Genomic DNA, 22571 nt, shown 5'->3' with positions numbered 1-22571 from the left:
CCCGTGAGCGAACCGGCGCGCCGTCGCCGCCGACGCGTCCGGCATGGGGGTTCCAGGTGAGTGCTTCCCGGCGTAGCGGGACCACGGACGAGCTCGGGCCGGACGACGGCCCCGAGCCGCCCGACCGGGGCGGTGCCGGCTCCGGCACCCCGCCGCCCGGCGGTCCAGGACACCCCGATCACCCCGGCGGCGCCGACCTGCTCGCCGCGCTCCTGGACGGCATGGACGCGGCACTGTGCGCCTTCGACGCGGACGGGGTCGTCACCCACTGGAACCGGGAGGCCGAGCGCATCCTCGGCTGGACGGCCGCGGAGGCCGTCGGCCGGCACGGCTTCGCCGGCTGGGCGGTGCGCGAGGCGGACGCCGAGGAGGTCGAGGGCCGGCTGCGGGCGGCCATGCGCGCCCCCGGCCGCCAGGTGCACGAGTTCGCGCTGGTCACCAAGGACGGCGGCCGGGTCCTGGTGCGCACCCAGTCCGCCGCGGTGCCCGGCCCCGGGGGCACGCCCGCCGGCCTGTACTGCGCGTTCAGCGAGGTGCACGCCCAGATCGACCTGGAGCGGTCCATCGCGCTGAGCGAGGCGCTCCTGGAGGACGCCTCCTGGGGCGTGGTCCTGGTCGACGCCGACCTGCGCCCCGCCGTCGTCAACGCGCACGCGGCCCGCGCGCTGGGCACCGGCCGCACGGCCGCGCTGGGCCGCCCGCTGGGCGAGCTGCTCACCCAGGGCGTGGAGGAGGTGGAGAACGCCCTCACGCACGTCCTCGCCGAGGGCGCCCCGCCCGCGCTCGCCGAGATGTGGGTCGGGGTGCGCACCCCGGACGGCGAGAAGCGGCGCTGCTGGCGCAGCGGCTTCCTGCGGCTGGCCTCGCCGCTCGCGGAGGAGCCGGTGCCGCTCGGCGTGGGCTGGGTGTTCCAGGACGTCACCGAGGCCAAGCACGGCGAGCAGGAGGCGTCCGTGCTGCGCTTCCGCGGCAACCAGCTGCACCGGGCGGCCCGCGCGGCCGCCGAGTGCGAGGACCCCGCCGAGGCGGTCACCGTCCACCTCGACTTCGCCCTCGCCGGATTCGCCGACCACGCCCTGATCGACCGCGTCACCGGAGGTACGGCGCCGTCGGAGGGCGGCGGGTCGGGCGCGGGCGGGGGACGCCCACCCGGGGCCCCGCTGCGGCTGGTCCGTATCGTCGAGACCCCCTCCGGCGGCGGCCCGGGCCCCAGCACGCTCACCGGCCGCGCGGGACTCCCCGTGCGCTACGCCGACGGCCACCCCGCGCTGCAGTGCGTCGCCCGCGCCGGGTCCGTGCGGGCCGGCGCCGGCAGCGTGCCGCCCGACCAGGCCCGCGAGTGGGCGCGCACCCGCCAGTGGCCCGAGGACACGGTGCACGCCCTGTGCGCGGCGCTGCGCAGCCGGGGCCGCACGCTCGGTGTCGTGACGTTCCTGCGCGGGCGCGGCCGCAGCCCGTTCGAGCGCTCCGACACGGCCTACGCGGAGGATGTGGCCCTACGGATCGCGGCGGCCCTGGACCTGGCGGAGGCGCTGGGCGACCGGGGCGGGGACGCCTGACGGGTCGCGGACGCCGGACGGACCGCCGTCGTCACGGTCGTCACATCCGTCACGTCCGTCAGGGTGTCACTTCGCCGCGGCCCTCGTCGCCGCGGCCGTCGTCGTCGCGGCCGTCGTCGTGCCCCGGCCTCAGTGCCGGTAGAAGATCCGCTCCCGGTACTCGTCCATGATCCGCCCGTTCCACTCGTGGCCGCCGTCGACGTTGCCCGAGCGCAGCAGCGGCGGCTCGACGCCCCGCTCCGCCAGGGAGCCGGCCGCGGTGGCCATGACCGCCTGGAGCAGCGCGGCGGTGACGACGGTGGAGGCGGGCGCGAACGGCGCGGGCACGGAGTCCAGGGCCAGCTCGGCGTCGCCCACGGCGATCTTCGAGTCCAGGACGACGTCGCAGTGGTCCTTGAGGAAGGTGCCGGAGGCGTGCCGGGACTTGGTCTCCGTCGCGTACGCCACCGACGTCACGCCGATGACCCGGACCCCGAGGGCGCGGGCGTTGAGGGCCATCTCCACGGGCAGGGCGTTGCGGCCGGACAGCGAGACGATCACCAGGGCGTCGCCCGCGCCGATCGGGGAGGTGTCCAGCACGGCCCCGGCAAGGCCGTCGACGCGCTCCAGGGCGGAGCCGAGCGTGGCCGGGGTGACGTCGACGCCGACGACGCCCGGAACGGCGAGCAGGTTCATCAGCGCGAGTCCGCCGGCCCGGTAGACGACGTCCTGCGCGGCGAGGGAGGAGTGCCCGGCGCCGAAGGCGAAGAGCCGGCCGCCGTCGGCAACGGTGTCCGCGAGGAGCTTCCCGGCGGCCTCGACGGCCTCGGCCTCCTCGTCGCGGACCCGCTGCAGGAGCCCGATCGCCGCGTCGAAGAACTGCCCACCGAGCCTGCGGTCGCTCATCCGAGGGGCCCCTTTGCCGAGTCGGGTGTCCGTGTCGCGGATCACCGTGCGGTCTGGACCAGTGGGATGTCAATACGGCGTGCGGGCCGCGCCGGGGCCCGCCGCCCGGGTCTGCCTTCCTCGGCACGGCACGGTTGTCAGTGGGATCCGGCAGAATTGACGTCAGGGCCAGCGCACGCGCCGGAGAGCCGTCCAGCCTCCGGGACACTCATCGAGGGGCACGTATGTCCGGACTCATCGACACCACGGAGATGTATCTCCGCACCATCCTCGAGCTGGAGGAGGAGGGTGTCGTCCCCATGCGCGCCCGCATCGCCGAGCGGCTCGACCAGAGCGGTCCGACGGTCAGCCAGACGGTCGCGCGCATGGAGCGCGACGGCCTCGTGTCCGTCGCCAGCGACCGGCACCTGGAGCTGACCGACGAGGGCCGCCGCCTCGCCACGCGCGTGATGCGCAAGCACCGCCTCGCCGAGTGCCTCCTCGTCGACGTGATCGGCCTGGAGTGGGAGCAGGTGCACGCCGAGGCCTGCCGCTGGGAGCACGTGATGAGCGAGGCCGTCGAGCGGCGCGTGCTGGAGCTGCTGCGCCACCCGACCGAGTCGCCGTACGGCAACCCGATCCCGGGCCTGGAGGAGCTGGGCGAGAAGGACGGCGCCGACCCGTTCCTGGACGAGGGCATGGTCTCGCTGGCCGAGCTCCACCCGGGCCTGGAGGGCAAGACGGTGGTGGTGCGCCGGATCGGCGAGCCCATCCAGACCGACGCCCAGCTGATGTACACCCTGCGCCGTGCCGGGGTGCAGCCCGGCTCCGTGGTGAGCGTCACCGAGTCGGCCGGCGGGGTGCTGGTCGGCAGCGGGGGCGAGGCCGCCGAGCTCGCGTCGGACGTCGCCTCCCACGTCTTCGTCGCCAAGCGCTGAGGCGCCCGGGTGCCGCGCGCCCGAGGTCCGGCCACGCGCGCCCACGGTCCGGCCCCGCGCGCCCACGGTCCGGCGCCGTGCGCCCAAGGGGGAGCCGGGCGGAAAACCGCAGCGCGGCACCGCGTCTCGTGCCAGGCTGTCGCGTGAGGCATGGGACCGGAGGGGGCGGGACGATGTGCCGCAGACGACAGGAGGGCCCCGGTGCCGTACGGCACCGGGGCCTGTCCTCCCCTGTGTCGACCCGGAGCCCCGAGCTCTCAGGGTCGTTCCCCTCGGACCGATTTCCCCGAGCGGTCCGCCTCCCGCAGAAGGTCTCCCCTCGGCAGCGGCGATCATTCCTTGAGGGGGGTCACTCGAACGAGGGGTGTTGCCTGGCACCCAGGCGTTTTTCGAATACGAGTTCGATAGTCTGGGTGTGACACGCGTGCATCACCGCGTGCGCTGAGCCATGTGAGTGTGGGAAGCCGGCGAGCCAAGCCAGGGGGTGCCAGTTCCGATGGCGCGACGCATCGACGTTACCGGGGCGGGGGGCGTGCGCCTGGCGGCGTGGGAGTTCGGCGACCCGCCCAAGGGCGACCCCGGCCCGGTCGACGGCCCGGAGCGGGACCGCGGCGCCGGGGTGCTGTTACTGCACGGCCTGATGGGCCGCGCCTCCCACTGGGCCCCCACCGCCCGCTGGCTCTCCGAGCGGCACCGCGCCGTCGCCCTCGACCAGCGCGGCCACGGCCGCAGCGAGAAGCCGCCCCGGGCCGCGTCGTACACGCGCGAGGCGTACGTCGAGGACGCCGAGGCCGCCCTCGAGCAGCTCGGCCTCGCCCCCGCCGTCGTCATCGGTCACGCCATGGGCGCCCTGACCGCCTGGCAGCTCGCCGCCAAGCGCCCCGACCTCGTGCGCGGCCTCGTCATCTGCGACATGCGGGCCTCCGCGCTCGGCGCGGCCTCGCAGCGCGAGTGGGCCGACTGGTTCCGGACCTGGCCCCTGCCCTTCGCCACCCTGGCCGACGTCCGCACGTGGTTCGGCGAGGACGACCCCTGGGTGGAGCGGCCCAACCCCTCCCGCGGCGCGTTCTACGCCGAGGTCATGCAGGAGGCGGCCGACGGCTGGCGGCCCGTCTTCGAGCCCGAGCAGATGCTGCGCTCCCGCGAGACCTGGGTGTACGACGCCCACTGGGAGGAGCTGGCCCAGGTGCGGTGCCCCACGCTGGTCGTGCGCGGCCTGGACGGCGAGCTGGGACGGGCGGAGGCGCAGGAGATGGTGCGGGTGCTGCCCCGGGGCGAGTACGCCGAGGTGGCCGACGCGGGACACCTGGTGCACTACGACCAGCCGGAGGGCTGGCGGGAGGCCGTCGAGCCGTTCCTGGACGGGGTACTCACCGGCTGAGGCGGCGGCCGCGGCGGCCCCCCCCGCAAGCCCCTGCCCGCTACCCCCTGCCCGCTACCCCCTGCTCACCGCCGTCAGGATCTCCGGCAGGCGGGCCGCCGTGCGGGGGGCCGCGAGGCGCAGGCCCAGACAGGTCAGCGTCGCGCCGTAGGCCGCGCCCGCCGGCAGCAGCAGCCAGGTCCACGCGTCCCCGCCCGCGCTGACGTTCAGCCAGATCGTCACGGCGATCACCGGGGCGCACAGCAGGGCGGCCGCCACCATGCCGCCGAAGATCGCTGTGCAGGCGAGGCCCGCCTGCCCGGGGGCCACGTTCTTGTAGCCCTCCTGCGGGATCGAGTAGGGGAAGCGGGCCGAGGTCCAGGCGCCGGTCGCGAGCATCGCGCCGAGCAGCGCGCAGGACAGCCCGAGCACCTCCGGCAGCCGGGGCCAGTCGTCGAGCAGCCCGGTGGTGACCACGGCGACCAGGGCGGTGTACGGCAGGGTGATCACCAGCAGCGCCAGCGCCCGCGCGCGCAGTTCGGCGTAGGCGTCCCGGGTGGAGGAAATGCTCAGGGCCACCATCCAGAAGGCGGAGGTGTCCTGCCCGAACTGGTTGTACATCTGGATGCCGAGCATCCCGGCGGCGAAGCACGCGAAGTACGGCGAACCGGTGCCCTGGAGGGCGTTGAACACCGGCACGATCAGACCGATCGCCAGGGACGTCACCCAGGCCGCCTTCGTCCTGGGGTCCCGCCACACGTAGCGCAGGCTGCGTTCCATCACGGTCCCGGTGCGCCCGGCGGGCAGCAGCCGCGCGAGCCCGGACGACCCGCGCCGCTCCCGCGTCCCGGACCCGGCGGCCTGGAACGTGGAGCCGTCGGGCGCGGTCATCAGCCGGGTCAGGCTGCGCTCCCACACCACCAGCAGGGCCCCCAACGCGGCCGCCGTGAGCAGCAGTTGTGCGGCCGCACTGCCGTACGACCCCTCGCTCGCGGAATCCGCGGCGCCGACCGCGGCGGCGGGCGGCACCCACCGCAGCACGTCGGCGGCCGGGTCGAGCCGGCCGAGGCCCGAGGAACCCAGTTGCTGGGCACCGAAGTTGACCACCTGCGCGCCGACGGCGACGACCAGTCCGCTCAGCACGGCCAGGTCGCGTCCCCGACGGCTGGTCAGCAGGCGGATGTTGGCGGCGGCCACGGCCCGCGCGAGCGTCACGCACACCAGCAACCCCAGCACGGCCCCGAGGACGCCGACGCCGTACGCCGTCGCCCCGTGCGCGACCGACACCACGGAGCCCGCCAGCAGCAGCGCGGTGAACAGCGGCCCGATGCCGACCAGCGAGGCGGCCAGCAGGGCCCGCACCAGGGGCCGGGGCCGCAGCGGCAGCATCACCAGCCGGGTCGGGTCCAGCGTCTCGTCCCCGCTGGGGAAGAACAGCGGCATCACCGCCCACCCGAGCCCCAGCACCGCCACCAGCAGCACCACCAGGGACGCGGCGTGCGCGTGCCCGCGCAGGGCGACGAGCCCCACCAGCTGCAGCGCGGCGACCAGCAGGACGACGACGGCCGAGGCGACGTAGGCGGCCCGCCTGCCCGCGGACTGCCGCAGCCCGTTGCGCAGCAGCGACAGCTTCAGCCGGACGACGACGGCGGTCGGCGCGCTCACCGGGGCCCGCCGCCCAGCCAGTCGAGGTCGGAGCCGGCGTCGCGCTCCCGGGCGCCGACCAGCTCCAGGAACGCCTTCTGCAGCGATGGCGCCGACCCGCGTACTTCCTCCAGCGGGCCGTGCGCGCGGATCCGCCCGGCGGCCAGCACGGCCACCCAGTCGCACAGCGACTCGACGAGCTCCATGACGTGGGAGGAGAAGACGACGGTGGCGCCGGAGGCCGTGTACCGCTCCAGCACGCCCCGGATGGTCTGCGCCGACACCGGGTCCACCCCCTCGAACGGCTCGTCCAGGAAGAGCACTTCGGGGTTGTGCAGCAGGGCCGCCGCGAGGCCGATCTTCTTGCGCATGCCGGTGGAGTAGTCGACCACGAGCTTGTGCTGGGCGCCCGCGAGGTCGAGGACGTCGAGGAGCTGGGTGGCCCGCTTGTCGACCTCCGCCCCCGGCAGGCCCCGCAACCGCCCGGTGTAGCCGAGGAGTTCACGGCCCGACAGCCGCTCGAACAGCCGCAGCCCCTCGGGCAGCACCCCGATGCGGGCCTTGACCTCCACCGGGTCGCGCCACACGTCGTGCCCCACCACCTCGACGGTCCCGCCGTCGGGCCGCAGCAGCCCGGTCACCATCGACAGGGTGGTGGTCTTGCCCGCGCCGTTGGGTCCCACCAGCCCGATGAACCGCCCGGCGGGCAGGTCGAGATCGATCCCGGCGACGGCGACCTGCTGCCCGAACCGCTTCCAGAGGCCGTGCACACGTACAGCAGAACTCATGCACGCACCTTAGGCCGTGTCCTGCGGTCCACCCGGCGTACCGGGACGTGCGGAGGGGGCTACCGGTCCCGGCCGCACGCGTAGGCGAGCGGGGGGACCAGCTCCTCGGCGTCCGGCAGCCACCGGTTCGCCTGCGTGGGCCGGCACGCCCACTGCACGGCCCCGCCCGATCCGAACCGGGTGGGCGGTGCGGCCACGTACGCGCCCTCGCCGAGCGCCAGCAGGTCCAGCGACGCGGGCGCCCAGCCGAGCGCGCGCACCAGGTCCGGGACCTTCGCGACGGCCCCCGGGAGCACGAAGAAGTACATCCGCCGGTCCGGGGCGAGCGTCACCGGACCCGGCGTCACCCCCATGCGCTCCATGCGCGCGAGGGCCAGGAACCCGGCCGTCTCCGGCACGGAGACCGCGTCGAACGTCCGCCCCGTGGGCAGCAGGACCGACGCCGTCGGCTGCTTCTGCCACATCCGGCGCGCGACGGTCGCGCTGCCCGTCGCCAGGCTCGCCCAGTCGGGCCGCGCGGGATGGGCCCCCGGCGCCGCGCACGCGGTGTCGCCGCACGAGCAGCGCCGCACCCCGTCGACCGCCTCCAGCCAGGTGCCGGGGAACACGTCCCAGTGCCGTTCCCCGGCGTAGCGGACGGCGGTCTCCAGCAGCGGTTCCCCGCGCTGCTTCGGGATCTGAGCGGCTTCGGTGCCGGGGATCGTGTCTTCCACGATGAACACAACTCCCGCCGTCACCAGGGGTTACGCCGTGCCCTGTGCGCGGGGGAGGAGCACCGTCGCGGACTTCGGGGCGCACGGGTGCACGCGCGGGGGCGCGCGGCAGGAAGGCGGACGGGAACGGGTAGGCACGGTCAGGGGTCGGCCGGTGGCTTACCCCGGCAATCCTCGCATGTCCCGCATTTTCGGTATGTCCGCGGGGCATCGATCTTCACGGCCGGATCTTTCGTTCCAAGGGGTTCGCAGGGGGTTATGCCATGGCCGCAAGGCCGCTTGTCGCGCGGCAGCCGAACGAACGGCTGCAGGCGCTCATCCAGGAAGCCGGATGCTCCAACGCCGGGCTCGCCCGCCGCGTCAACATGTGCGGCGCCGAACACGGCCTCGACCTGCGCTACGACAAGACCTCCGTGGCCCGCTGGCTGCGCGGCCAGCAGCCCCGGGGCCGGGCCCCGGCGATCATCGCGGAGGCGCTGGGCCGCAAGCTCGGCCGGACGGTCACGATCGACGAGATCGGCATGGCCAACGGCAAGAACCTCGCCTCGGGCGTGGGCCTCCAGTTCTCGCCGACGGTACTGGGGGCCATCGAGCAGGTCTGCGAGCTGTGGCGCAGCGACGTGGGCCGGCGGGACTTCCTGTCCGGGTCCTCGGTGGCCGCCTCCGCGCTCGTCGAACCCAGCCGCGACTGGCTGATCTCGGCGCCCGACGCCCAGGTGGCGCGCTCGGCGGGGCCCCGGGTCGGCCAGTCCGACGTCGCGGCCGTGCGGGCCATGACGCAGGCGCTGGTCGACCTGGACCACCAGTACGGCAGCGGGCACGTGCGCCCGGTCGTCGTGCACTACCTCAACAGCGTCGTCTCCGGGCTGCTCGCCGGCTCCTACCGGGAGGCCGTCGGCCGCGACCTGTTCGCCGCCGTGGCCCGACTCACCGAGCTCGCCGGGTACATGGCCGTCGACACCGGCCAACCGGGCCTGGCCCAGCGGTACTACATCCAGGCGCTGCGCCTCGCCCAGGCGGCCGGGGACCGCGGCTACGGCGGCTACGTCCTCGCCGCGTCCATGAGCCACCTCGCCGCCCAGCTCGGGAACCCGCGCGAGATCGCCCAGTTGGCGCGCGCGGCCCAGGAAGGGGCCCGGGGGCGGGTCACCCCGCGCGCGGAGGCGATGTTCCACGCCGCCGAGGCCCGGGGCCACGCCCTGATGGGCGACGCGCGCGCCGCGCAGGAGGCGTCCGGGCGGGCGGTGTCCGCGCTGGAGGCGGCCGACCCCGCGTCCGGGGACGACCCGGTGTGGATCGCCCACTTCGACGAGGCGTACCTGGCGGACGAACTGGCGCACTGCCACCGCGACCTCGGCCAGGCCGAGGCGGCGGCGCGCTGCGCGGAGCAGGCGCTCGCCGGGCACCCGGAGGGCCGGGCCCGCCGCCGCGCCATCGGCTACGTGCTGCTGGCCGGCGCGCAGGTGCAGCAGCGCGAGGTCGAGCAGGCGTGCAGCACCGGCCTGAAGGCGGTCGAGCTGCTGGAGACCCTGCGCTCCAACCGGGGCGCGGAGTACCTGGAGGACCTCCAGCAGCGGCTGGAGCCGTACCGCGACGAGCCGGTGGTCAGGGAGTTCGGGGCCCGCCTGGACCTGCCCGCCGCCGCGTAGCCCGAGGGGGCGCCCGCGCGGGTCAACCACAGCGCACGGCGCCCCCGTTGTGCCACCGCTCTGTTAGCGACGTCACAGGGAGGAGGCCACGTCCTGAGCTGCGTGGCACGGGGTTCCGTGGAGCCGGTAGCGTGAGCCGACGATTCCGAAGGTCCCCCATTCACAGGAGTCCCGGTGACGCAGAGTGGACAGGGCGAGGAGCCCTCGGCGCGGTCCCCGCGCGAAGGCATCGTGCTGCCCTCGGACGGCGGCGCGCCCCTGCTGCCGGGCACGACGAGCGGCGAGGACAGACGCCCCGAGCACGACCCGTACGGCGGCCGGCACGCCGGCCCCGCCCACCCGGGCGACGGCGGCCACGGCGGCCATGACGGCCACGGCGGCTACGGCTCCCCGCAGCCCGAGCACGGCTCCTACGCCGACCCCCACCAGCAGGGCCACGGCTCCTACGGCGGCCCGCAGCAGGCCCCGTACGGCGACCAGCAGGCCTACGGCGACCCGCAGCAGGCCTCCTACGGCGACCCGCAGCCCGCCCCCGGCCAGACCTGGGGCCAGCCGTGGGGCCCCGACCAGCACGGGCCGGCCCCGCAGCCGCCCGCCGGCCGGTCCGGCCGGTCCGGCCAGGGCTCCTGGCCGCTCCCCGCCGACCAGCAGCAGTGGGGCGGTGCCCAGCCCGCCGACTCCGGCCAGTGGAACCCGGCGCCCCAGCAGGGCCCGGGCCCGCTGCCCCCGGAGGGCGCGCAGCCGCCGTCGTACGGCCACGGCGTGCCCGGCGCCCCGCTGCCGCCCGCGGCCCACGAGGGCGCCACCCAGTACCTCCCGCCGGTGCCGCCCGCCGCGGCGGACGAGGGCGCCACGCAGTACATACCGCCGGTCCCCGCGGCACACGGGGACCAGCAGGCCACGCAGTACATCCCTCCGGTCGGCGCCCGCCCGGACGAGGGCGCGACCCAGTTCCTGCCGCCGGTCGGCGGGGGCGCGCTGCCGCCGGAGACGCCCGCCGAGGCGACCCACTACCTGGGCACGGGCCCGCACGCGCAGGGGCAGCCCGCCGGCTCCGACGCCGAGGCCACGCAGTACATACCGCCGGTCGCCGGCGGCCGGCCGGGCCAGGCCCCGTACGGCGGTGCCGAGGGCGAGCGGCAGCCGCCCGCCGAGTTCGCCAACCTGTTCCGGGGCGAGTCCCCGGCCGGGTCCACCCAGCAGATGCCCCGCTTCACCGAGCCCGGACCGGGCGGCCCCGCGGGTCCCGCCGGTCACGGTGCGGGCCGCTCCGCCCCGCCCTCGTTCCTGCCGCCCGGCGGCCGGCGGGCCGTGCACGACGACGCCGACGACCACGGCGGACGGCGCGGCGGCGGACGGACGGGGTCCCGGGTGCCGCTGATCGCGGCGATCGGCGTGGCCATCGTGGTCGTCGGCGTCGGCGCGGGCGCGCTCATGGCGGGCGGGGGCGGCGGGGGCGGCGGCGACGACCGGCCCGCGTCCGCGTCGGCGCCCGTGCAGTCGGGGTCCGCGTCGACGGCCGCCGACCCCGCGAAGGAGCAGGCGGTCGCGCTGGACAAGCTGCTCGCGGACAGCGGCAGCAGCCGGGCCAGCGTGATCGGGGCGGTGGCGGACGTCAAGGCGTGCCGCAACCTCCAGCAGGCCGCCACCGACCTGCGGGCCGCGGCCGGCCAGCGCACCGACCTGGTGACCCGGCTGGACGGCCTGACCGTGGACGAGCTGCCCGACCACGCGGCGCTGACCACCGCGCTCACCAAGGCGTGGCAGGCGTCCGCCGAGGCCGACAACCACTACGCGGCCTGGGCCGACCAGGTCGCCGGCAACAAGAAGGCGTGCAGGAAGGGCCAGGCCCGCACGACCCCGGAGACACAGGCCGGCAACCGGGCGAGCGGCACCGCCAGCGCCCAGAAGAGCAAGGCCGCGCAGCTGTGGAACGGCATCGCGCGCAAGTACGGGCTGACCGAGCGCCAGCCGACCCAGCTCTGACCTGACCTGACCTGGCCGGGCCCAGCGGGGCGCGGCCCGGCCAGGTCAGGTCGGCCGGCTAGTCGAGGTTGGCCGACTCCAGTGTCGCGGTCACGTCGACGGAGCCGCTCTTGGCGGCCACCAGCCGGCCCTTGCGCACCACCTGGAGGCTCACGTCGGCGTTGACCAGGCGCGGCAGGCCGACCGAGCCGAGCCGGTCGGCGAACTGCCAGCGCAGCGTCGGCGTCAGCCCGCCGGTCTCGATCCGCAGCCCGTCGTCCAGGGCGCTGCGGACGGTGTCCGCGGTGACCTGGCCGCTCCCGAGCGACTCCACGACCTTCCTGAACACGGTGTAGGCGATGTACGTCGTCTGCACCCCGGTGTCGTCGGCCTCGATGCGGTTGTCGGTGAACGCCTCGTCGCTGATGATCTTCTTCATCCCGTTCCAGCGCGCATCGCTCGCCACCGGGTACCAGCCGGTGACGTAGGCGCCCTCGTACGGGCCGGACGCGCCACCGGTCGAGTTGATCACCGTCTGGTCGACGCTGCCGAGGACGGTCGCGGTGCGCACCGAGGACGCGTCGTCGTCGCGCCGGAAGGAATCCATGAACGTGCTGGTGCGGTCGCCGAGCGCGGGCACCACGCAGCCCTTGCCGCCCCCGCGCGTGGCCTCGGCGAGGGCCTTCTGGGCCTGGGCGGAGTACTCGGTGGCGTCCTCCGCGGCCGGCTGGTCGGTGGCGTCGGCGTGGCCGCCCGCGTCCAGGCCGGAGTTCAGCAGGCTGGGCAGGGCGTCACCGGCGATGGTGTCCGGGCGGACCAGCGCCACCCGGCCGCAGACCCCGGAGAGCTCCCGGCCGAGCCCGGCCAGCAGCGCGGGCTGGCCGCCGTTGACCGGGTAGGACAGGGGGCTGGTGAACTCGGCGTTGGTGACGCCGTAGCCGCCGATGTACGGGATGCCGGCGCCCTGCAGCGCGGGGAAGAACGAGTCGGAGTACTGGCTGTAGGAGCCGACGACCGCGACGGCCCCCTCCTTCACCGCGCGCCGGGCGCACTTCGCGGCGCCCACCGAGTCGTTGCGGTCGTTGCAGGTCAGGACCTTCAGCGTGCGGCCGCCGAGGCCGCCGTGGGCGTTGGTCCAGCGCGCGTAGGCGCGGGCGAAGGCGGGCATGCCGGGCTTGTTGGTGGCGCTGGTGTCCTCCGGCGCCCAGGTCATGACCGTGATCGAGGTGTCCCCGGAACCCCCCGTGGTACCGGGGATGACCCCGCAGCCGGCGAGGAGTGACGCACCGGCGGTCAGGGCACCCGCGAGGAGCGCGGACTGTCTGACGTGCCGGGTGAAGCGGTGGTGCCAGGGGAGGAAGGTGCTTCGCGTACGTCGCCTGCCGGTCATGGACCCACACGCTTCCGTCACATCCCCAACCCCACAGTGACCCGCGGTCAACGGATGGTGACGTACAGGTGAATTACGGGGGCCGGTCGGACCGGCGCCGGGCGGAACGTACGATCGATGACCGTGCAAGGTTCGGAGAACTCTTCCCGTCGCGGCCGTCGCTCCTCCACCATGGGCGGCATGCCCCTGAACGACATGCCGTGGTGGCGCTGGCGCAGCAACGTGCGCTCGGCGCTGCACATGCTCTCCGACCCGCTGTTCCAGCGGAACGTCTGGCTGGCGGGCGTCGACGGGTACGGCGACGTCACCGACGCCGTGTACCGCCTGGTCGAGGACACCTGGCTGGACAACTGGTCGGCCGAGAAGTACGTCGGCACGATCTTCCGGGACTCCCAGGAGGCGGCGCTCGTCGACACGGCGGTGCTGCGGGTGCTGCGGATCATGCACCAGGTCGGTCCGGACGCGCCCGTGTCCGCCTACCTGGAGCACGCGGGCTGGCCGGAGGCGGTCCGGGCGGCGCGCGACGCGCACGTGCGGATGTCGGTGAGCGACGGCGAGGACCCCGACCAGCCGCCGCGCACCCTCGAGGTGCTGCAGATCATGACCCGGTCCGCGTAGCGGGACGACGGTGGGGCGCGGGGCCCGTGTGTGCGACCCTGTGCTGCATGAACGAGCAGTCCACCCGAGCCGCGGCGGCCCCCGCCGACCAGTACGTCCTGACCCTGTCCTGCCCCGACAAGCAGGGCATCGTGCACGCCGTGTCGAGCTACCTGTTCATGACCGGCTGCAACATCGAGGACAGCCAGCAGTTCGGCGACCACGACACGGGACTGTTCTTCATGCGGGTCCACTTCTCGGCCGAGTCGCCGGTGACGGTGGACAAGCTGCGGGCGAGCTTCGCGGCGATCGGTGACTCCTTCCACATGGACTGGCAGATCCACCGGGCCGACGAGAAGATGCGCGTCGTGCTGATGGTGAGCAGGTTCGGGCACTGCCTGAACGACCTGCTGTTCCGGGCCAGCATCGGGGCGCTGCCCGTGGAGATCGCGGCGGTGGTCTCCAACCACACGGACTTCCAGGAACTGGTGTCCTCGTACAACATCCCCTTCCACCACATCCCGGTGACGAGGGAGACCAAGCCGGAGGCCGAGGCGCGGCTGCTGGAGCTGGTCCGCGAGGAGCGCGTCGAGCTGGTCGTCCTCGCCCGCTACATGCAGGTGCTCTCGGACGACCTGTGCAAGCAGCTGAGCGGCCGGATCATCAACATCCACCACTCGTTCCTGCCGAGCTTCAAGGGCGCCAAGCCGTACCACCAGGCGCACGCGCGCGGCGTGAAGCTCATCGGGGCGACCGCGCACTACGTGACCGCGGACCTCGACGAGGGGCCGATCATCGAGCAGGAGGTCGAGCGCGTCGGCCACGACGTGACGCCGGAGGGGCTGGTGGCGGTCGGGCGGGACGTGGAGTGCCAGGCGCTGGCGCGGGCCGTGAAGTGGCACGCGGAGCGGAGGATTCTCCTCAACGGGCGCCGGACGGTGGTGTTCGCCTAAGGGGGTGGGGGGTGCGGTCGCGTCGGCGGCTGCGGGTGGTTCGTGGCCGGTCGCGCAGTTCCCCGCGCCCCTGAGGGGTAGGGACACTGGTCCGGCATTCAGGGGCGCGGGGAACTGCGCGAACGCCCCCACGCACCCGCAGCCGCCGACGAGCCCCCGCCACCCCCTACAGCCGGCTCAACGACGCCACCGCGGACAGCACGTCCCCGATGGCCCCCTGATCGCCGACCTGCCCGGCCGCCGCCTCCCGCGGAGACACGTGTCCCGCCGCCAGCCGGCAGAACTCCACGTCGTCCAGCGCCACGTGCGCCACCTGGTGCTCCGCGGAGCCCACCGCCGCCGGTGAGTCCAGCGGCACCAGCCACTCGCCGCCGCCCCGCCCCTCGATCTCCAGGCGGACACTGCGCCCGGGCCGGCCCGCGGCCACCAGGTGCCGACTGTCGCCGCCCGGCGCGGCCAGCCCCGCCTGCCGCCGCTGCGCGAGCGCGCCCGGCAGCATCCGGACGGCCAGGTCGATCATCCCGTGCAGGTGCCGCGGCGCGGGCGGCTCGTAGGGGTAGTCGACCGCGTCCGCGATGTCCTCGGCGTGCACCCAGCACTCGAACGCCCGGTCCACCAGGGCGTCGCGCAACGGCAGTTCGAACCCGCCGTACGACACTCCCAGCAGCCCCGTGCCCTGGGTGAACGACGCCGTGCGCACCAGGGCGTGCGTCTGCTCCCGCCACGGCCCGCGCACCGAACGCGTGGGCGGGAAGTGGGCGTTGCGCCAGTACCGCTCGGTGCGTTCCTGCGGCGGTGTGGGGGCGGCGCCCTCCTCCAGCGGGTCGTCGAGGCCGAGCGCCGCCGCGACCAGCCCGTCCACCGCGAGCAGGTGCGCGATCACCCCGGCGACGGTCGTACGGCGGTTGCTCGCCCCCTCGGCGCCGAACCACCGCAGCCGCACGGGCGCGTGCCACTCGGCGTCCCCGAAGTCCTGCAGCAGCGCGTCCAGTCGGGCGGTCTCGGCGTCGTACGACAGCGCCCACTCGGGCACCGGGATGCGCGGCGGCCGCCGCTCCAGGCAGCGTTCGAGGACGCGGGTGCGCAGCCCGGGGTCGAGGTCGAGGCTGTCCGGGCGCTGGAGCAGCCCGACCGCCTCGCGCAGCCGGCGCGCCTCGTCGGCGCAGGTACCGCACACGCCGAGGTGGGCCTCCACGGCGGCCGTCTCCTCGGCGGAGCAGGCGGCCAGCGCCCACGCGCCGAGCAGCGACGTGAGCACCGGGTGCTCCAGCTCCGGCGCGGGTTCGGGCGACGGGTCCGGGCCGGCGGTGCCGGTGAGGTCGCCGAGCCGTTCCCCGTCCTGCCGCAGGCCCTCCTGGAGGTTCTCCCGCATGCCCCGCACGTCCTCCCCCTGTTCCCTGTCCGGCACCGCGGGCAGCGGCAGCCCGCCGTCCTCCACCGAGGTGCGCGGCGTCGGTATGCGCGGCGGCCGGTGCGGGTGGTCGGGCCCGCTGCCACCGCCGCCGTGCGGGCCCCCGGGGGCCTGCCCTGCGTGGTCGTCGTGCTCGTCGTCGCCGTCGTACGCCTCGGAGCCGGTGGTTCCGCTCACGCCGCACCCCCGTACCCGGGCGGTGCGCCGGGGGAGGCGGCGTCGTGGGCCGTGGACAGCAGCTGGAGGCCGAGGCGCAGCCGGCGGCGGGCCTCCTCCTCGGTGATGCCGATGTCGGCGGCGGCCTGCCGGTAGTCGCGGCGCTGGAAGTAGGCCAGTTCGAGCGCGGCGCGCAGCGGGGCCGGCATCGACTGGACGATGTAGTCGGCGCGGGCCGCGACGGAGGCGTGGCGGACCCGGTGCTCCAGCTCCTCGGCGGTGCCGGGGCCGCCGCGGGCCAGCGCGGCGGCCCCGGTGTCGCGCAGCCGCTGCACGGCGAGGCGGTGGGTGAGGCCGGCGACCCAGGTGCGCAGCGGGCCCTGGTCCGGGTCGTAGGACTCGGGGTGTTCCCAGACGTGGACGAAGACCTCGCGGGTGATGCCGTCGGCGGCGCGCTCGTCGCCGAGCACGCGGTGGGCGAGCCCGTGCACCAGCGAGGCGAACCGGTCGTAGAGCTCGCCGAGGGCCGCCGCCTCGCCGCGGGCGAGCCGCTGCTGCATCTTGCGGTCCCAGCGGGGCGGTGCGTCCTTCTTCGCCATGCGGCCCCCTCACCCGTCCCGTCGCGTCCAGCGTGCGCCCACCGTCACCTCGAATGTAGTCGGCACGTCGAAGGACGCACTCCCCTTTGTGGCAATGTGCGCCCCCTGCGTGGTGAGGGATGGTAAGGGACTTGTCCGCTCCTCCGTCCGTTCTTCGGCGTGCCCGATCGTGTCCGCTTCCGATCGAACAGGACCGGTCTCGACTGGAACAAGCCTCTTTCCTTTCCTCTCCGTTTCTCGATCGGCGTTTCCGGGAACGGCCGCTGGGCAGCTGCGCTGCAAGGAGGCGAAGGGAAGCGTAAGCACCGCTTCCGGATCTGCTGCCGCTTCCTCTCCGGCGAGCGAAGGGTGTGGTGGTGGCGTTCAAAGTGACCGGCGGCGAGCAGGGCGGATGGGCCGTGCTCCACGTGTCGGGCGAGCTGGATCTGGTGACGTCACCCGGGCTGCGGCAGCGGGTGCACGACGAGGTGGCCGACGGCCGGCACAGCCTCGTCCTCGACCTCTCCGACGTCTGGTTCTGCGACTCCAGCGGGGTCGGGGTCCTCATCTCCGCCCGCCGCCTGCTGCGCAGTTGCCAGGGCAGCCTGCGCCTGGTCCTGCCGGCCGCCGGGGCCGTCGAGGGGTCCCACGTCAACCGGGTGTTCGGCGCGCTCGGCGTGCGGCGCCTCTTCGACGTCTACCTCTGCCTCGAGGACGCGGTCGTCGACGACACCGAGCCGCTGTCGGCGTGAGCCGGGCCGGGCGCACGGCTCCCTGAGTCACGCCGCCCCAGTTCCCCTCCACCACCCCGTGCCACGCCGTTGTCCCGGAATTCCCCCGGTCCTGGCACAGACGTCGTCCCCCGGTCCCCCGGGTGCCGTCCGCGACGTACGCTCCCTGCCAGAGAAACCCCACGTGACGACGTTAGGCGGCCCAAGGACATGGTCAGCAGCGAGTACGAGCGAAGGATCGCCGCCCGGTTCGCCACCTTCGACCAGGACGGCAACGGCTGGATCGACCGGGAGGACTTCAGTGGCGCGGCCAAGGCGCTGCTCGCCGAGTTCGCCACGGCGGCCCGGTCCGACCGGGGGCAGGCGCTGTACGCCGGCGCCGAGGCGTTCTGGCAGGGCATGGCCGGGATAGCGGACCGTGACGGTGACCAGCGCATCACCCGGGAAGAGTTCGTGAACGGCGCGGTCAAGCGCCTGAGCGACAGCCCCGACCGGTTCGCCGAGATCGCCCGGCCCTTCCTGCACGCCGCGCTCGCGGTCGCCGACACCGACGGCGACGGTGCCGCCACGGTCGACGACACCGTGCGTGCCCTGCGGGCCCTCGGCGTCCCCGAGAACGTGGCCGGTGCGGCGGCCCGCGCGCTGGACGCGGACGGCGACGGCAGGGTCGGCGAGCCGGACGTGGTCCCGGCGTTCGCCCGCTACTTCACGGTCCCGGCGTGACGGCGCCCGCAACACGCCCGGGCGCCGCAGCAGTTCGCGGGGTGGCGGAACGGTCGGCGCCCCGTGGGGCGGACCGGCGGGACCCGGCGATGTCGCCGATCGTGGCAGTGGGCGATCACGGAGCGTGAAGCCCTGACGGTGGCGGATGAGGGTGCCGCCGCCGTCCGTCACCGCCCGGAGTCGGCGGACGCTCGGGTACCGTCGCTGCCATGCGAGTGGTTCCCGGTGCGCAGCCCGCCGTTGGTGCCTGTTCGACTCACCTCGGCGAGCGTCGCACAGTATCCCGCACGGGTACTCCTTCGCGCGGGAATATGCCCGAAGCCCTTGTTGGGGTGACGGAACGTCAACCAAGCTGTCCGGTACGGGAGTCACGGTCCGTCACTCTCTCCCCGGCCGTTGTTCTGGTCATGCAGAAAATGGCTACGATCGTGGCCCTTGTCGTCGTGGTGCCCGTGCGTCGCGTGTTCCTCGCGTGCCGTGCGGCCGTGTGTCCTCCGGTTCGGATGGTGTAGCGGTGCAGGTGCTTCAAGTGCAGCTGGAGATCCGGCCCGACCCCGCTGAGGTGGGGCGCGCCCGGAAGTGGACCCGTTCGCGCCTGGCCGGGTCCGGCATAGGGGCCGACGAGCCGGTCGCCGAGACGCTGGTCCTGCTCGTCTCGGAACTCGTCACCAACGCCGTGGTGCACACCGGGTGTCCGGCCGTGCTGTGGCTGTCGCTGCCGGAGCCGGAGACGGCCGAGGGCGCGACGCTGCGCCTGGAGGTGACCGACGCCTGCTCCCGCGCACCCGTGCCCCGGTGGGCCGACGGTGACGCAACGGGCGGCCGGGGCCTCGCGCTCGTCGACGGGCTCGCCGACCGCTGGGGCTGGAGCGTGGAGGGCGACGGCAAGCGGATCTGGTGCGAACTGGACCGCTGCGCCCCGTCCGACGACGCGGGCGCGGAACAGGGCGGCGGCGCACGGTGCCCGGAGCCGGCCTTCGGGACCCACGGGTCGTACGGGACGTACGGCGGCTTCGAGGGGTTCGAGGGGTTCGCCTACGAGGCGGTGTAGCGCGGGCGGGGGCGCGTGGGCCGGTGCAGCGGGCGTCGACGGACCGTCAGGCCGGCCGGGCCGTGCGCCCGGGCGTGCTTCCGTGCGCGGCCCCGGCGAAAGCGGCAAAAGGTAACAAACCTTCAATCAGGTGTTGACGGGCAGGTGTCCGTTTGATCACGCTTGTGGTCTGCGACACGCCGCGAGGGGACGGCGAGGGGCTCGGTGACGGGAGTCCTCGTCGAGTGCGGGTCGCGGATTCGGCGCAGCAGGTTCCCTCGGGGTCCACGGGAACCGGTGGGGGGTGCTCCCGTTCCGGCGCAGCCGGGAGCGGGGGTGCGGACGCCGGAGTCGGATGGCGGCGCGCGGTGCCGTGCTCGGGGCGGGTACCGGCGCGCCGCCAGCCGAACAGTCGCGTACGTCGCGTGCGCCCGACGCCCGGGACGACCCCGCCGCGCCCTCCACAGCCTGTGGACAACGTTTCGGACGCCGGGGACGGCCGTCGCGCCCGGGTAATTTCTCCGCGCCGTCTCCGGGAAAGGCCAGGTCAGCGGCGCGCGCCCGGTCGCTTACCGCATTGTTGTGCCGACGACCACAGCGGAGCGGCGGTGGCTGGGCTCATACTGAGGGATGACCAAACCCGCTGCATCGAAGCGTCATTTGCCGACCAGCCCTTTCAAGGCGCCCGTCGCGCCCGCTCCCAAGTTCTTCGCCGTGGGGGACCAGGTCACCCACGACGCGCACGGCCTCGGCCGGGTGATCGGGATCGAGGAGGGCATCGCCGCGCTCGTCGACTTCGGATCAACGCAGATGCGGATCCTGAGCCCGTACGCCAAGATGACCAAGCTGTAGAACCCGCAGGGCCCGGTCACGGCCCACCGGGCTCCCCCGAGGGGCCCGTACCGAAAGAGAGACCTCTCATCGAATCCACCTCGTTGTTCTCCGCTCCGGAAGGGCAGCCCCGCCGTTCCGCGGCGGCGGCCTCGCCCCGTCCCGCGACGAACCCCTTCCAGGCCCCGGACTTCGGGGAGGAGGACCTGTTCCTGGCCGAGGACGAGGTCCTGGAGCCCGGCCCGGGCGCGCAGCACTTCCGGGTCGCCTGAGGCCCCGCGCTCACGCCCCCACCGCGGCCGCCCGGAACGTCCGCCGGTAGGCCGTCGGCGTCACCCCCAGCGCCGTCTGCAGGTGCTGGCGCATGGACTGGGCCGTGCCGAAGCCGGCGTCCCGGGCCACCTGGTCCACGGACAGGTCGGAGCACTCCAGCAGGTGCCGGGCGCGCTCGACGCGCTGCTGGGTGAGCCACTGGCCGGGGCTCACCCCGACCTCCTCACGGAACCGGCGGGTGAACGTCCGCACCGACATCGCCTCCTGCGCGGCCATGTCGCGCAGCTGGATCGGCTCGTGCAGCCGGGCCAGCGCCCAGGCGCGCGCCGCCGTGGTCGTCGCCTGCTGCGGATCCGGCACCGGCCGCTCGATGTACTGCGCCTGCCCGCCGTCCCGGTGCGGCGGGACGACCGTGCGGCGGGCCACCTCGTTGGCGACCGCCGTGCCGTGGTCGCGGCGGACCATGTGCAGGCACAGGTCGATCCCGGCCGCGACGCCCGCCGAGGTCAGCACGTCGCCGTCGTCGATGAACAGCACGTCCGGGTCGACCCTGATCCGGGGGAACATCCGCTGCAGCCGCTCGGCGTCCGCCCAGTGCGTGGTCGCCGGGCGCCCGTCGAGGACACCGGCCGCGGCCAGGACGTAGACGCCGGTGCAGATCGACGCGAGCCGCGTGCCGGGCCGGACGCGGGCCAGGGCGGCGGCCAGCTCCTCGGTGAGCACCCCCTCGTCGTGCACCGGGCCCAGCTCGTACGACGCCGGGACGATCACCGTGTCCGCGGTGGCCAGGACCTCCGGCCCGTGCGGGACGTGCACCGCGAAGTCGGCGTCGGTCTCGACCGGGCCCGGCGGGCGGACCGAGCAGGTCACGACCTCGTACAGGTGCCGTCCGCGCGCGTCCTTCGGGCGGCCGAAGATGCGGTGCGGGATGCCCAGTTCGAAGGGCAGCAGGCCGTCCAGGGCGAGGACGACGACGCGGTGCGGCCGGAACGGCGGCGGGGACTGCGGGCCACGGCTCATGGCCCGATCCTAACGAATGCTGTCCCTCGGGCCACTCGTTGACGGAGCGCGGACAGCGCAAGCTCGGTGCCGTGACCCAGACAACCGACGTGTCCCCGCCGGCCGGAGCCACCGGCCCCCTCCCCGGACCCCGCCGCACCCGAGTGCACCGGGCGTGGTTCGTCGCCGCCGTCACCTTCGTCACGATCATCGGCGCGGCCGCCTTCCGCTCCCTGCCCGGTCTGCTCATCGACCCGCTGCACGAGGACTTCGGCTGGTCGCGCGGCACGATCGGCGCGGCCGTCTCGGTCAACCTCGCGCTGTACGGGCTGACCGCGCCGTTCGCCGCCGCGCTGATGGACCGCTTCGGCATCCGCCGGGTGGTCGCCGTCGCCCTCACCGTGATCGCCCTCGGCTCGGGCCTGACCGTGTGGATGACGGCCGCCTGGCAGCTGCTGCTGTGCTGGGGCCTGCTGGTGGGCCTCGGGTCGGGCTCCATGGCGCTGGCCTTCGCCGCGACGGTGACCAACCGCTGGTTCACCGAGCGCCGGGGCCTGGTCAGCGGCATCCTCACCGCCGCCTCCGCGTCCGGCCAGCTGATCTTCCTGCCGCTGCTGTCCTGGATGATCACCCACCACGACTGGCGTCCGGCCGCGGTCACCGTCTCCCTCGCGGCCCTCGCCGTCGTCCCCTTCGTCTGGCTGCTGCTGCGCGACCACCCGGCGGACGTGGGGCTCACGCCGTACGGCGCCACGGAGTTCGTGCCCAAGCCCGCCCCGGTGCGGGGCGCCGCGGGCCGGGCGGTGCGGGTGCTGCTGTCGGCGGTGCGCACCGGCCCGTTCTGGCTGCTGGCCGGCACCTTCGCGATCTGTGGCGCGTCGACCAACGGCCTGGTGCAGACCCACTTCGTGCCCGCGGCCCACGACCACGGCATGCCGGTGACGGCGGCGGCCTCGCTGCTGGCGGTGATCGGCGTGTTCGACGTGGTCGGCACGATCGCCTCCGGCTGGTTCACCGACCGCTTCGAACCGCGCCGCCTGCTCGCCGTCTACTACGCCCTGCGCGGCGTCTCCCTGCTCTTCCTGCCGATGCTCCTGGCGCCGACGGTCCACCCGCCGATGCTGTTCTTCATCGTCTTCTACGGCCTCGACTGGGTCGCCACGGTGCCCCCGACCCTCGCCCTGTGCCGCGAGCAGTACGGCGAGGACAGCGCCATCGTCTTCGGCTGGGTGCTGGCCTCCCACCAGGTCGGCGCGGCCCTGGTCGCCTTCCTCGGCGGCGTCGCCCGCGACGCCTTCGGCTCCTACGACGTCGTCTGGTACGCCTCCGGCGCCCTGTGCGCGGCGGCGGCCCTGATGGCGCTGGTGATCCGGCGCAGGCCGGCGGCGCCGCTCACGGTGGTGGCGACGGCGTAGGAGC

The 22571-nt window shown here is 74.6% G+C and carries 21 protein-coding genes; 13 read left to right on the top strand and 8 right to left on the bottom strand.

The features are described 5' to 3' along the window. Positions 1 to 56 precede the first annotated feature (56 nt). Positions 57 to 1559, top strand: a complete 1503-nt coding sequence (locus AQJ30_RS16845) for a PAS domain-containing protein (RefSeq protein ID WP_067234238.1) — start codon at positions 57 to 59, stop codon at positions 1557 to 1559. Between the two features lie 129 nt (positions 1560 to 1688). On the opposite strand, the gene AQJ30_RS16840 is transcribed toward AQJ30_RS16845, so the two are convergent. After that, the gene (locus tag AQJ30_RS16840; protein WP_067234235.1) at positions 1689 to 2444 is read right to left on the bottom strand and encodes an SIS domain-containing protein; all 756 of its coding nucleotides are present in this window, start codon (positions 2442 to 2444) and stop codon (positions 1689 to 1691) included. Between the two features lie 224 nt (positions 2445 to 2668). Here AQJ30_RS16840 and AQJ30_RS16835 point away from each other — a divergent pair, with 224 nt between their 5' ends. After that, complete coding sequence (locus AQJ30_RS16835; RefSeq protein WP_067234232.1) at positions 2669 to 3361, top strand: iron-dependent transcriptional repressor DtxR; 693 nt, start codon at positions 2669 to 2671, stop codon at positions 3359 to 3361. A gap of 496 nt (positions 3362 to 3857) precedes the next feature. Then, positions 3858 to 4742, top strand: a complete 885-nt coding sequence (locus tag AQJ30_RS16830) for an alpha/beta fold hydrolase (protein WP_067234230.1) — start codon at positions 3858 to 3860, stop codon at positions 4740 to 4742. A gap of 54 nt (positions 4743 to 4796) precedes the next feature. Here the strand turns inward: AQJ30_RS16830 and AQJ30_RS16825 are convergent, their stop codons facing one another. From AQJ30_RS16825 to AQJ30_RS16815, 3 genes are read right to left on the bottom strand one after another with little or no spacing between them, the layout of a single operon-like run. Further along, a complete protein-coding gene (locus AQJ30_RS16825) occupies positions 4797 to 6386 on the bottom strand; it encodes a transporter (RefSeq protein ID WP_425424149.1) in 1590 nt (529 codons plus the stop codon). Continuing rightward, positions 6383 to 7153: an ABC transporter ATP-binding protein gene (locus AQJ30_RS16820; RefSeq protein ID WP_067234227.1), complete on the bottom strand. Its 771-nt coding sequence runs from the start codon at positions 7151 to 7153 to the stop codon at positions 6383 to 6385. The genes AQJ30_RS16825 and AQJ30_RS16820 overlap by 4 nt, the downstream gene beginning before the upstream one ends. A gap of 59 nt (positions 7154 to 7212) precedes the next feature. After that, a complete protein-coding gene (locus AQJ30_RS16815) occupies positions 7213 to 7875 on the bottom strand; it encodes a bifunctional DNA primase/polymerase (protein ID WP_067234225.1) in 663 nt (220 codons plus the stop codon). Between the two features lie 254 nt (positions 7876 to 8129). On the opposite strand from AQJ30_RS16815, the gene AQJ30_RS16810 reads away from it, so the two are divergent. Beyond that, positions 8130 to 9515 (top strand): NsdA family TPR-like regulatory protein, encoded by a 1386-nt coding sequence (locus AQJ30_RS16810; RefSeq protein ID WP_067234222.1) that lies wholly within the window; start codon positions 8130 to 8132, stop codon positions 9513 to 9515. Positions 9516 to 9689: 174 nt separating this feature from the next. Continuing rightward, positions 9690 to 11501, top strand: coding sequence for a hypothetical protein (locus AQJ30_RS16805; protein ID WP_067234220.1), 1812 nt, complete (start codon positions 9690 to 9692; stop codon positions 11499 to 11501). Between the two features lie 58 nt (positions 11502 to 11559). Here the strand turns inward: AQJ30_RS16805 and AQJ30_RS16800 are convergent, their stop codons facing one another. Then, a complete protein-coding gene (locus AQJ30_RS16800; protein ID WP_067234218.1) occupies positions 11560 to 12870 on the bottom strand; it encodes an ABC transporter substrate-binding protein in 1311 nt (436 codons plus the stop codon). A gap of 117 nt (positions 12871 to 12987) precedes the next feature. Here AQJ30_RS16800 and AQJ30_RS16795 point away from each other — a divergent pair, with 117 nt between their 5' ends. Together AQJ30_RS16795 and purU are read left to right on the top strand one after the other, a co-directional pair. Further along, positions 12988 to 13488, top strand: coding sequence for an SCO4402 family protein (locus AQJ30_RS16795; RefSeq protein ID WP_067234216.1), 501 nt, complete (start codon positions 12988 to 12990; stop codon positions 13486 to 13488). 47 nt (positions 13489 to 13535) lie between these two features. Beyond that, positions 13536 to 14420 (top strand): formyltetrahydrofolate deformylase, encoded by an 885-nt coding sequence (purU, locus tag AQJ30_RS16790; protein WP_067234213.1) that lies wholly within the window; start codon positions 13536 to 13538, stop codon positions 14418 to 14420. 166 nt (positions 14421 to 14586) lie between these two features. On the opposite strand, the gene AQJ30_RS16785 is transcribed toward purU, so the two are convergent. Then, the gene (locus AQJ30_RS16785) at positions 14587 to 16008 is read right to left on the bottom strand and encodes a zf-HC2 domain-containing protein (protein ID WP_067234212.1); all 1422 of its coding nucleotides are present in this window, start codon (positions 16006 to 16008) and stop codon (positions 14587 to 14589) included. After that, positions 16005 to 16586 carry a sigma-70 family RNA polymerase sigma factor gene (locus AQJ30_RS16780; protein WP_067234209.1) on the bottom strand — a complete coding sequence of 194 codons (582 nt, stop codon included), beginning with the start codon at positions 16584 to 16586 and terminating at the stop codon, positions 16005 to 16007. The genes AQJ30_RS16785 and AQJ30_RS16780 overlap by 4 nt, the downstream gene beginning before the upstream one ends. A gap of 350 nt (positions 16587 to 16936) precedes the next feature. On the opposite strand from AQJ30_RS16780, the gene AQJ30_RS16775 reads away from it, so the two are divergent. From AQJ30_RS16775 to AQJ30_RS16755, 5 genes are all read left to right on the top strand, one after another. Next, positions 16937 to 17317, top strand: a complete 381-nt coding sequence (locus tag AQJ30_RS16775) for an STAS domain-containing protein (protein ID WP_067234206.1) — start codon at positions 16937 to 16939, stop codon at positions 17315 to 17317. Between the two features lie 189 nt (positions 17318 to 17506). Beyond that, complete coding sequence (locus tag AQJ30_RS16770) at positions 17507 to 18019, top strand: EF-hand domain-containing protein (RefSeq protein WP_067234203.1); 513 nt, start codon at positions 17507 to 17509, stop codon at positions 18017 to 18019. A 529-nt stretch (positions 18020 to 18548) separates the two neighbouring features. Next, positions 18549 to 19070 carry an ATP-binding protein gene (locus tag AQJ30_RS16765; RefSeq protein WP_067234201.1) on the top strand — a complete coding sequence of 174 codons (522 nt, stop codon included), beginning with the start codon at positions 18549 to 18551 and terminating at the stop codon, positions 19068 to 19070. A gap of 609 nt (positions 19071 to 19679) precedes the next feature. Continuing rightward, positions 19680 to 19901, top strand: a complete 222-nt coding sequence (locus AQJ30_RS16760; RefSeq protein ID WP_067234199.1) for a CarD family transcriptional regulator — start codon at positions 19680 to 19682, stop codon at positions 19899 to 19901. An 83-nt stretch (positions 19902 to 19984) separates the two neighbouring features. Then, the gene (locus AQJ30_RS16755; protein WP_245726962.1) at positions 19985 to 20152 is read left to right on the top strand and encodes a hypothetical protein; all 168 of its coding nucleotides are present in this window, start codon (positions 19985 to 19987) and stop codon (positions 20150 to 20152) included. Positions 20153 to 20162: 10 nt separating this feature from the next. Here the strand turns inward: AQJ30_RS16755 and AQJ30_RS16750 are convergent, their stop codons facing one another. Further along, positions 20163 to 21173 (bottom strand): GlxA family transcriptional regulator, encoded by a 1011-nt coding sequence (locus AQJ30_RS16750; RefSeq protein WP_067234197.1) that lies wholly within the window; start codon positions 21171 to 21173, stop codon positions 20163 to 20165. Positions 21174 to 21244: 71 nt separating this feature from the next. Between AQJ30_RS16750 and AQJ30_RS16745 the strand changes: the two genes are divergently transcribed. Beyond that, positions 21245 to 22567 (top strand): MFS transporter, encoded by a 1323-nt coding sequence (locus AQJ30_RS16745; RefSeq protein ID WP_067234788.1) that lies wholly within the window; start codon positions 21245 to 21247, stop codon positions 22565 to 22567. Positions 22568 to 22571 lie beyond the last annotated feature (4 nt).

Origin of the sequence: Streptomyces longwoodensis, assembly GCF_001514125.1 — a bacterium.
In the GTDB taxonomy this organism is placed as follows: domain Bacteria; phylum Actinomycetota; class Actinomycetes; order Streptomycetales; family Streptomycetaceae; genus Streptomyces; species Streptomyces longwoodensis.
This window is presented reverse-complemented; position numbering and strand designations above follow the sequence as displayed.

Coding starts and splice junctions, on each gene's coding strand:
- AQJ30_RS16840 (WP_067234235.1), bottom strand. CDS start 2,444: ATGAGCGACCGCAGGCTCGGTGGGCAGTTCTTCGACGCGGCGATCGGG.
- AQJ30_RS16835 (WP_067234232.1), top strand. CDS start 2,669: ATGTCCGGACTCATCGACACCACGGAGATGTATCTCCGCACCATCCTC.
- AQJ30_RS16830 (WP_067234230.1), top strand. CDS start 3,858: ATGGCGCGACGCATCGACGTTACCGGGGCGGGGGGCGTGCGCCTGGCG.
- AQJ30_RS16820 (WP_067234227.1), bottom strand. CDS start 7,153: ATGAGTTCTGCTGTACGTGTGCACGGCCTCTGGAAGCGGTTCGGGCAG.
- AQJ30_RS16810 (WP_067234222.1), top strand. CDS start 8,130: ATGGCCGCAAGGCCGCTTGTCGCGCGGCAGCCGAACGAACGGCTGCAG.
- AQJ30_RS16800 (WP_067234218.1), bottom strand. CDS start 12,870: ATGACCGGCAGGCGACGTACGCGAAGCACCTTCCTCCCCTGGCACCAC.
- AQJ30_RS16795 (WP_067234216.1), top strand. CDS start 12,988: ATGACCGTGCAAGGTTCGGAGAACTCTTCCCGTCGCGGCCGTCGCTCC.
- purU (WP_067234213.1), top strand. CDS start 13,536: ATGAACGAGCAGTCCACCCGAGCCGCGGCGGCCCCCGCCGACCAGTAC.
- AQJ30_RS16780 (WP_067234209.1), bottom strand. CDS start 16,586: ATGGCGAAGAAGGACGCACCGCCCCGCTGGGACCGCAAGATGCAGCAG.
- AQJ30_RS16770 (WP_067234203.1), top strand. CDS start 17,507: ATGGTCAGCAGCGAGTACGAGCGAAGGATCGCCGCCCGGTTCGCCACC.
- AQJ30_RS16760 (WP_067234199.1), top strand. CDS start 19,680: ATGACCAAACCCGCTGCATCGAAGCGTCATTTGCCGACCAGCCCTTTC.
- AQJ30_RS16750 (WP_067234197.1), bottom strand. CDS start 21,173: ATGAGCCGTGGCCCGCAGTCCCCGCCGCCGTTCCGGCCGCACCGCGTC.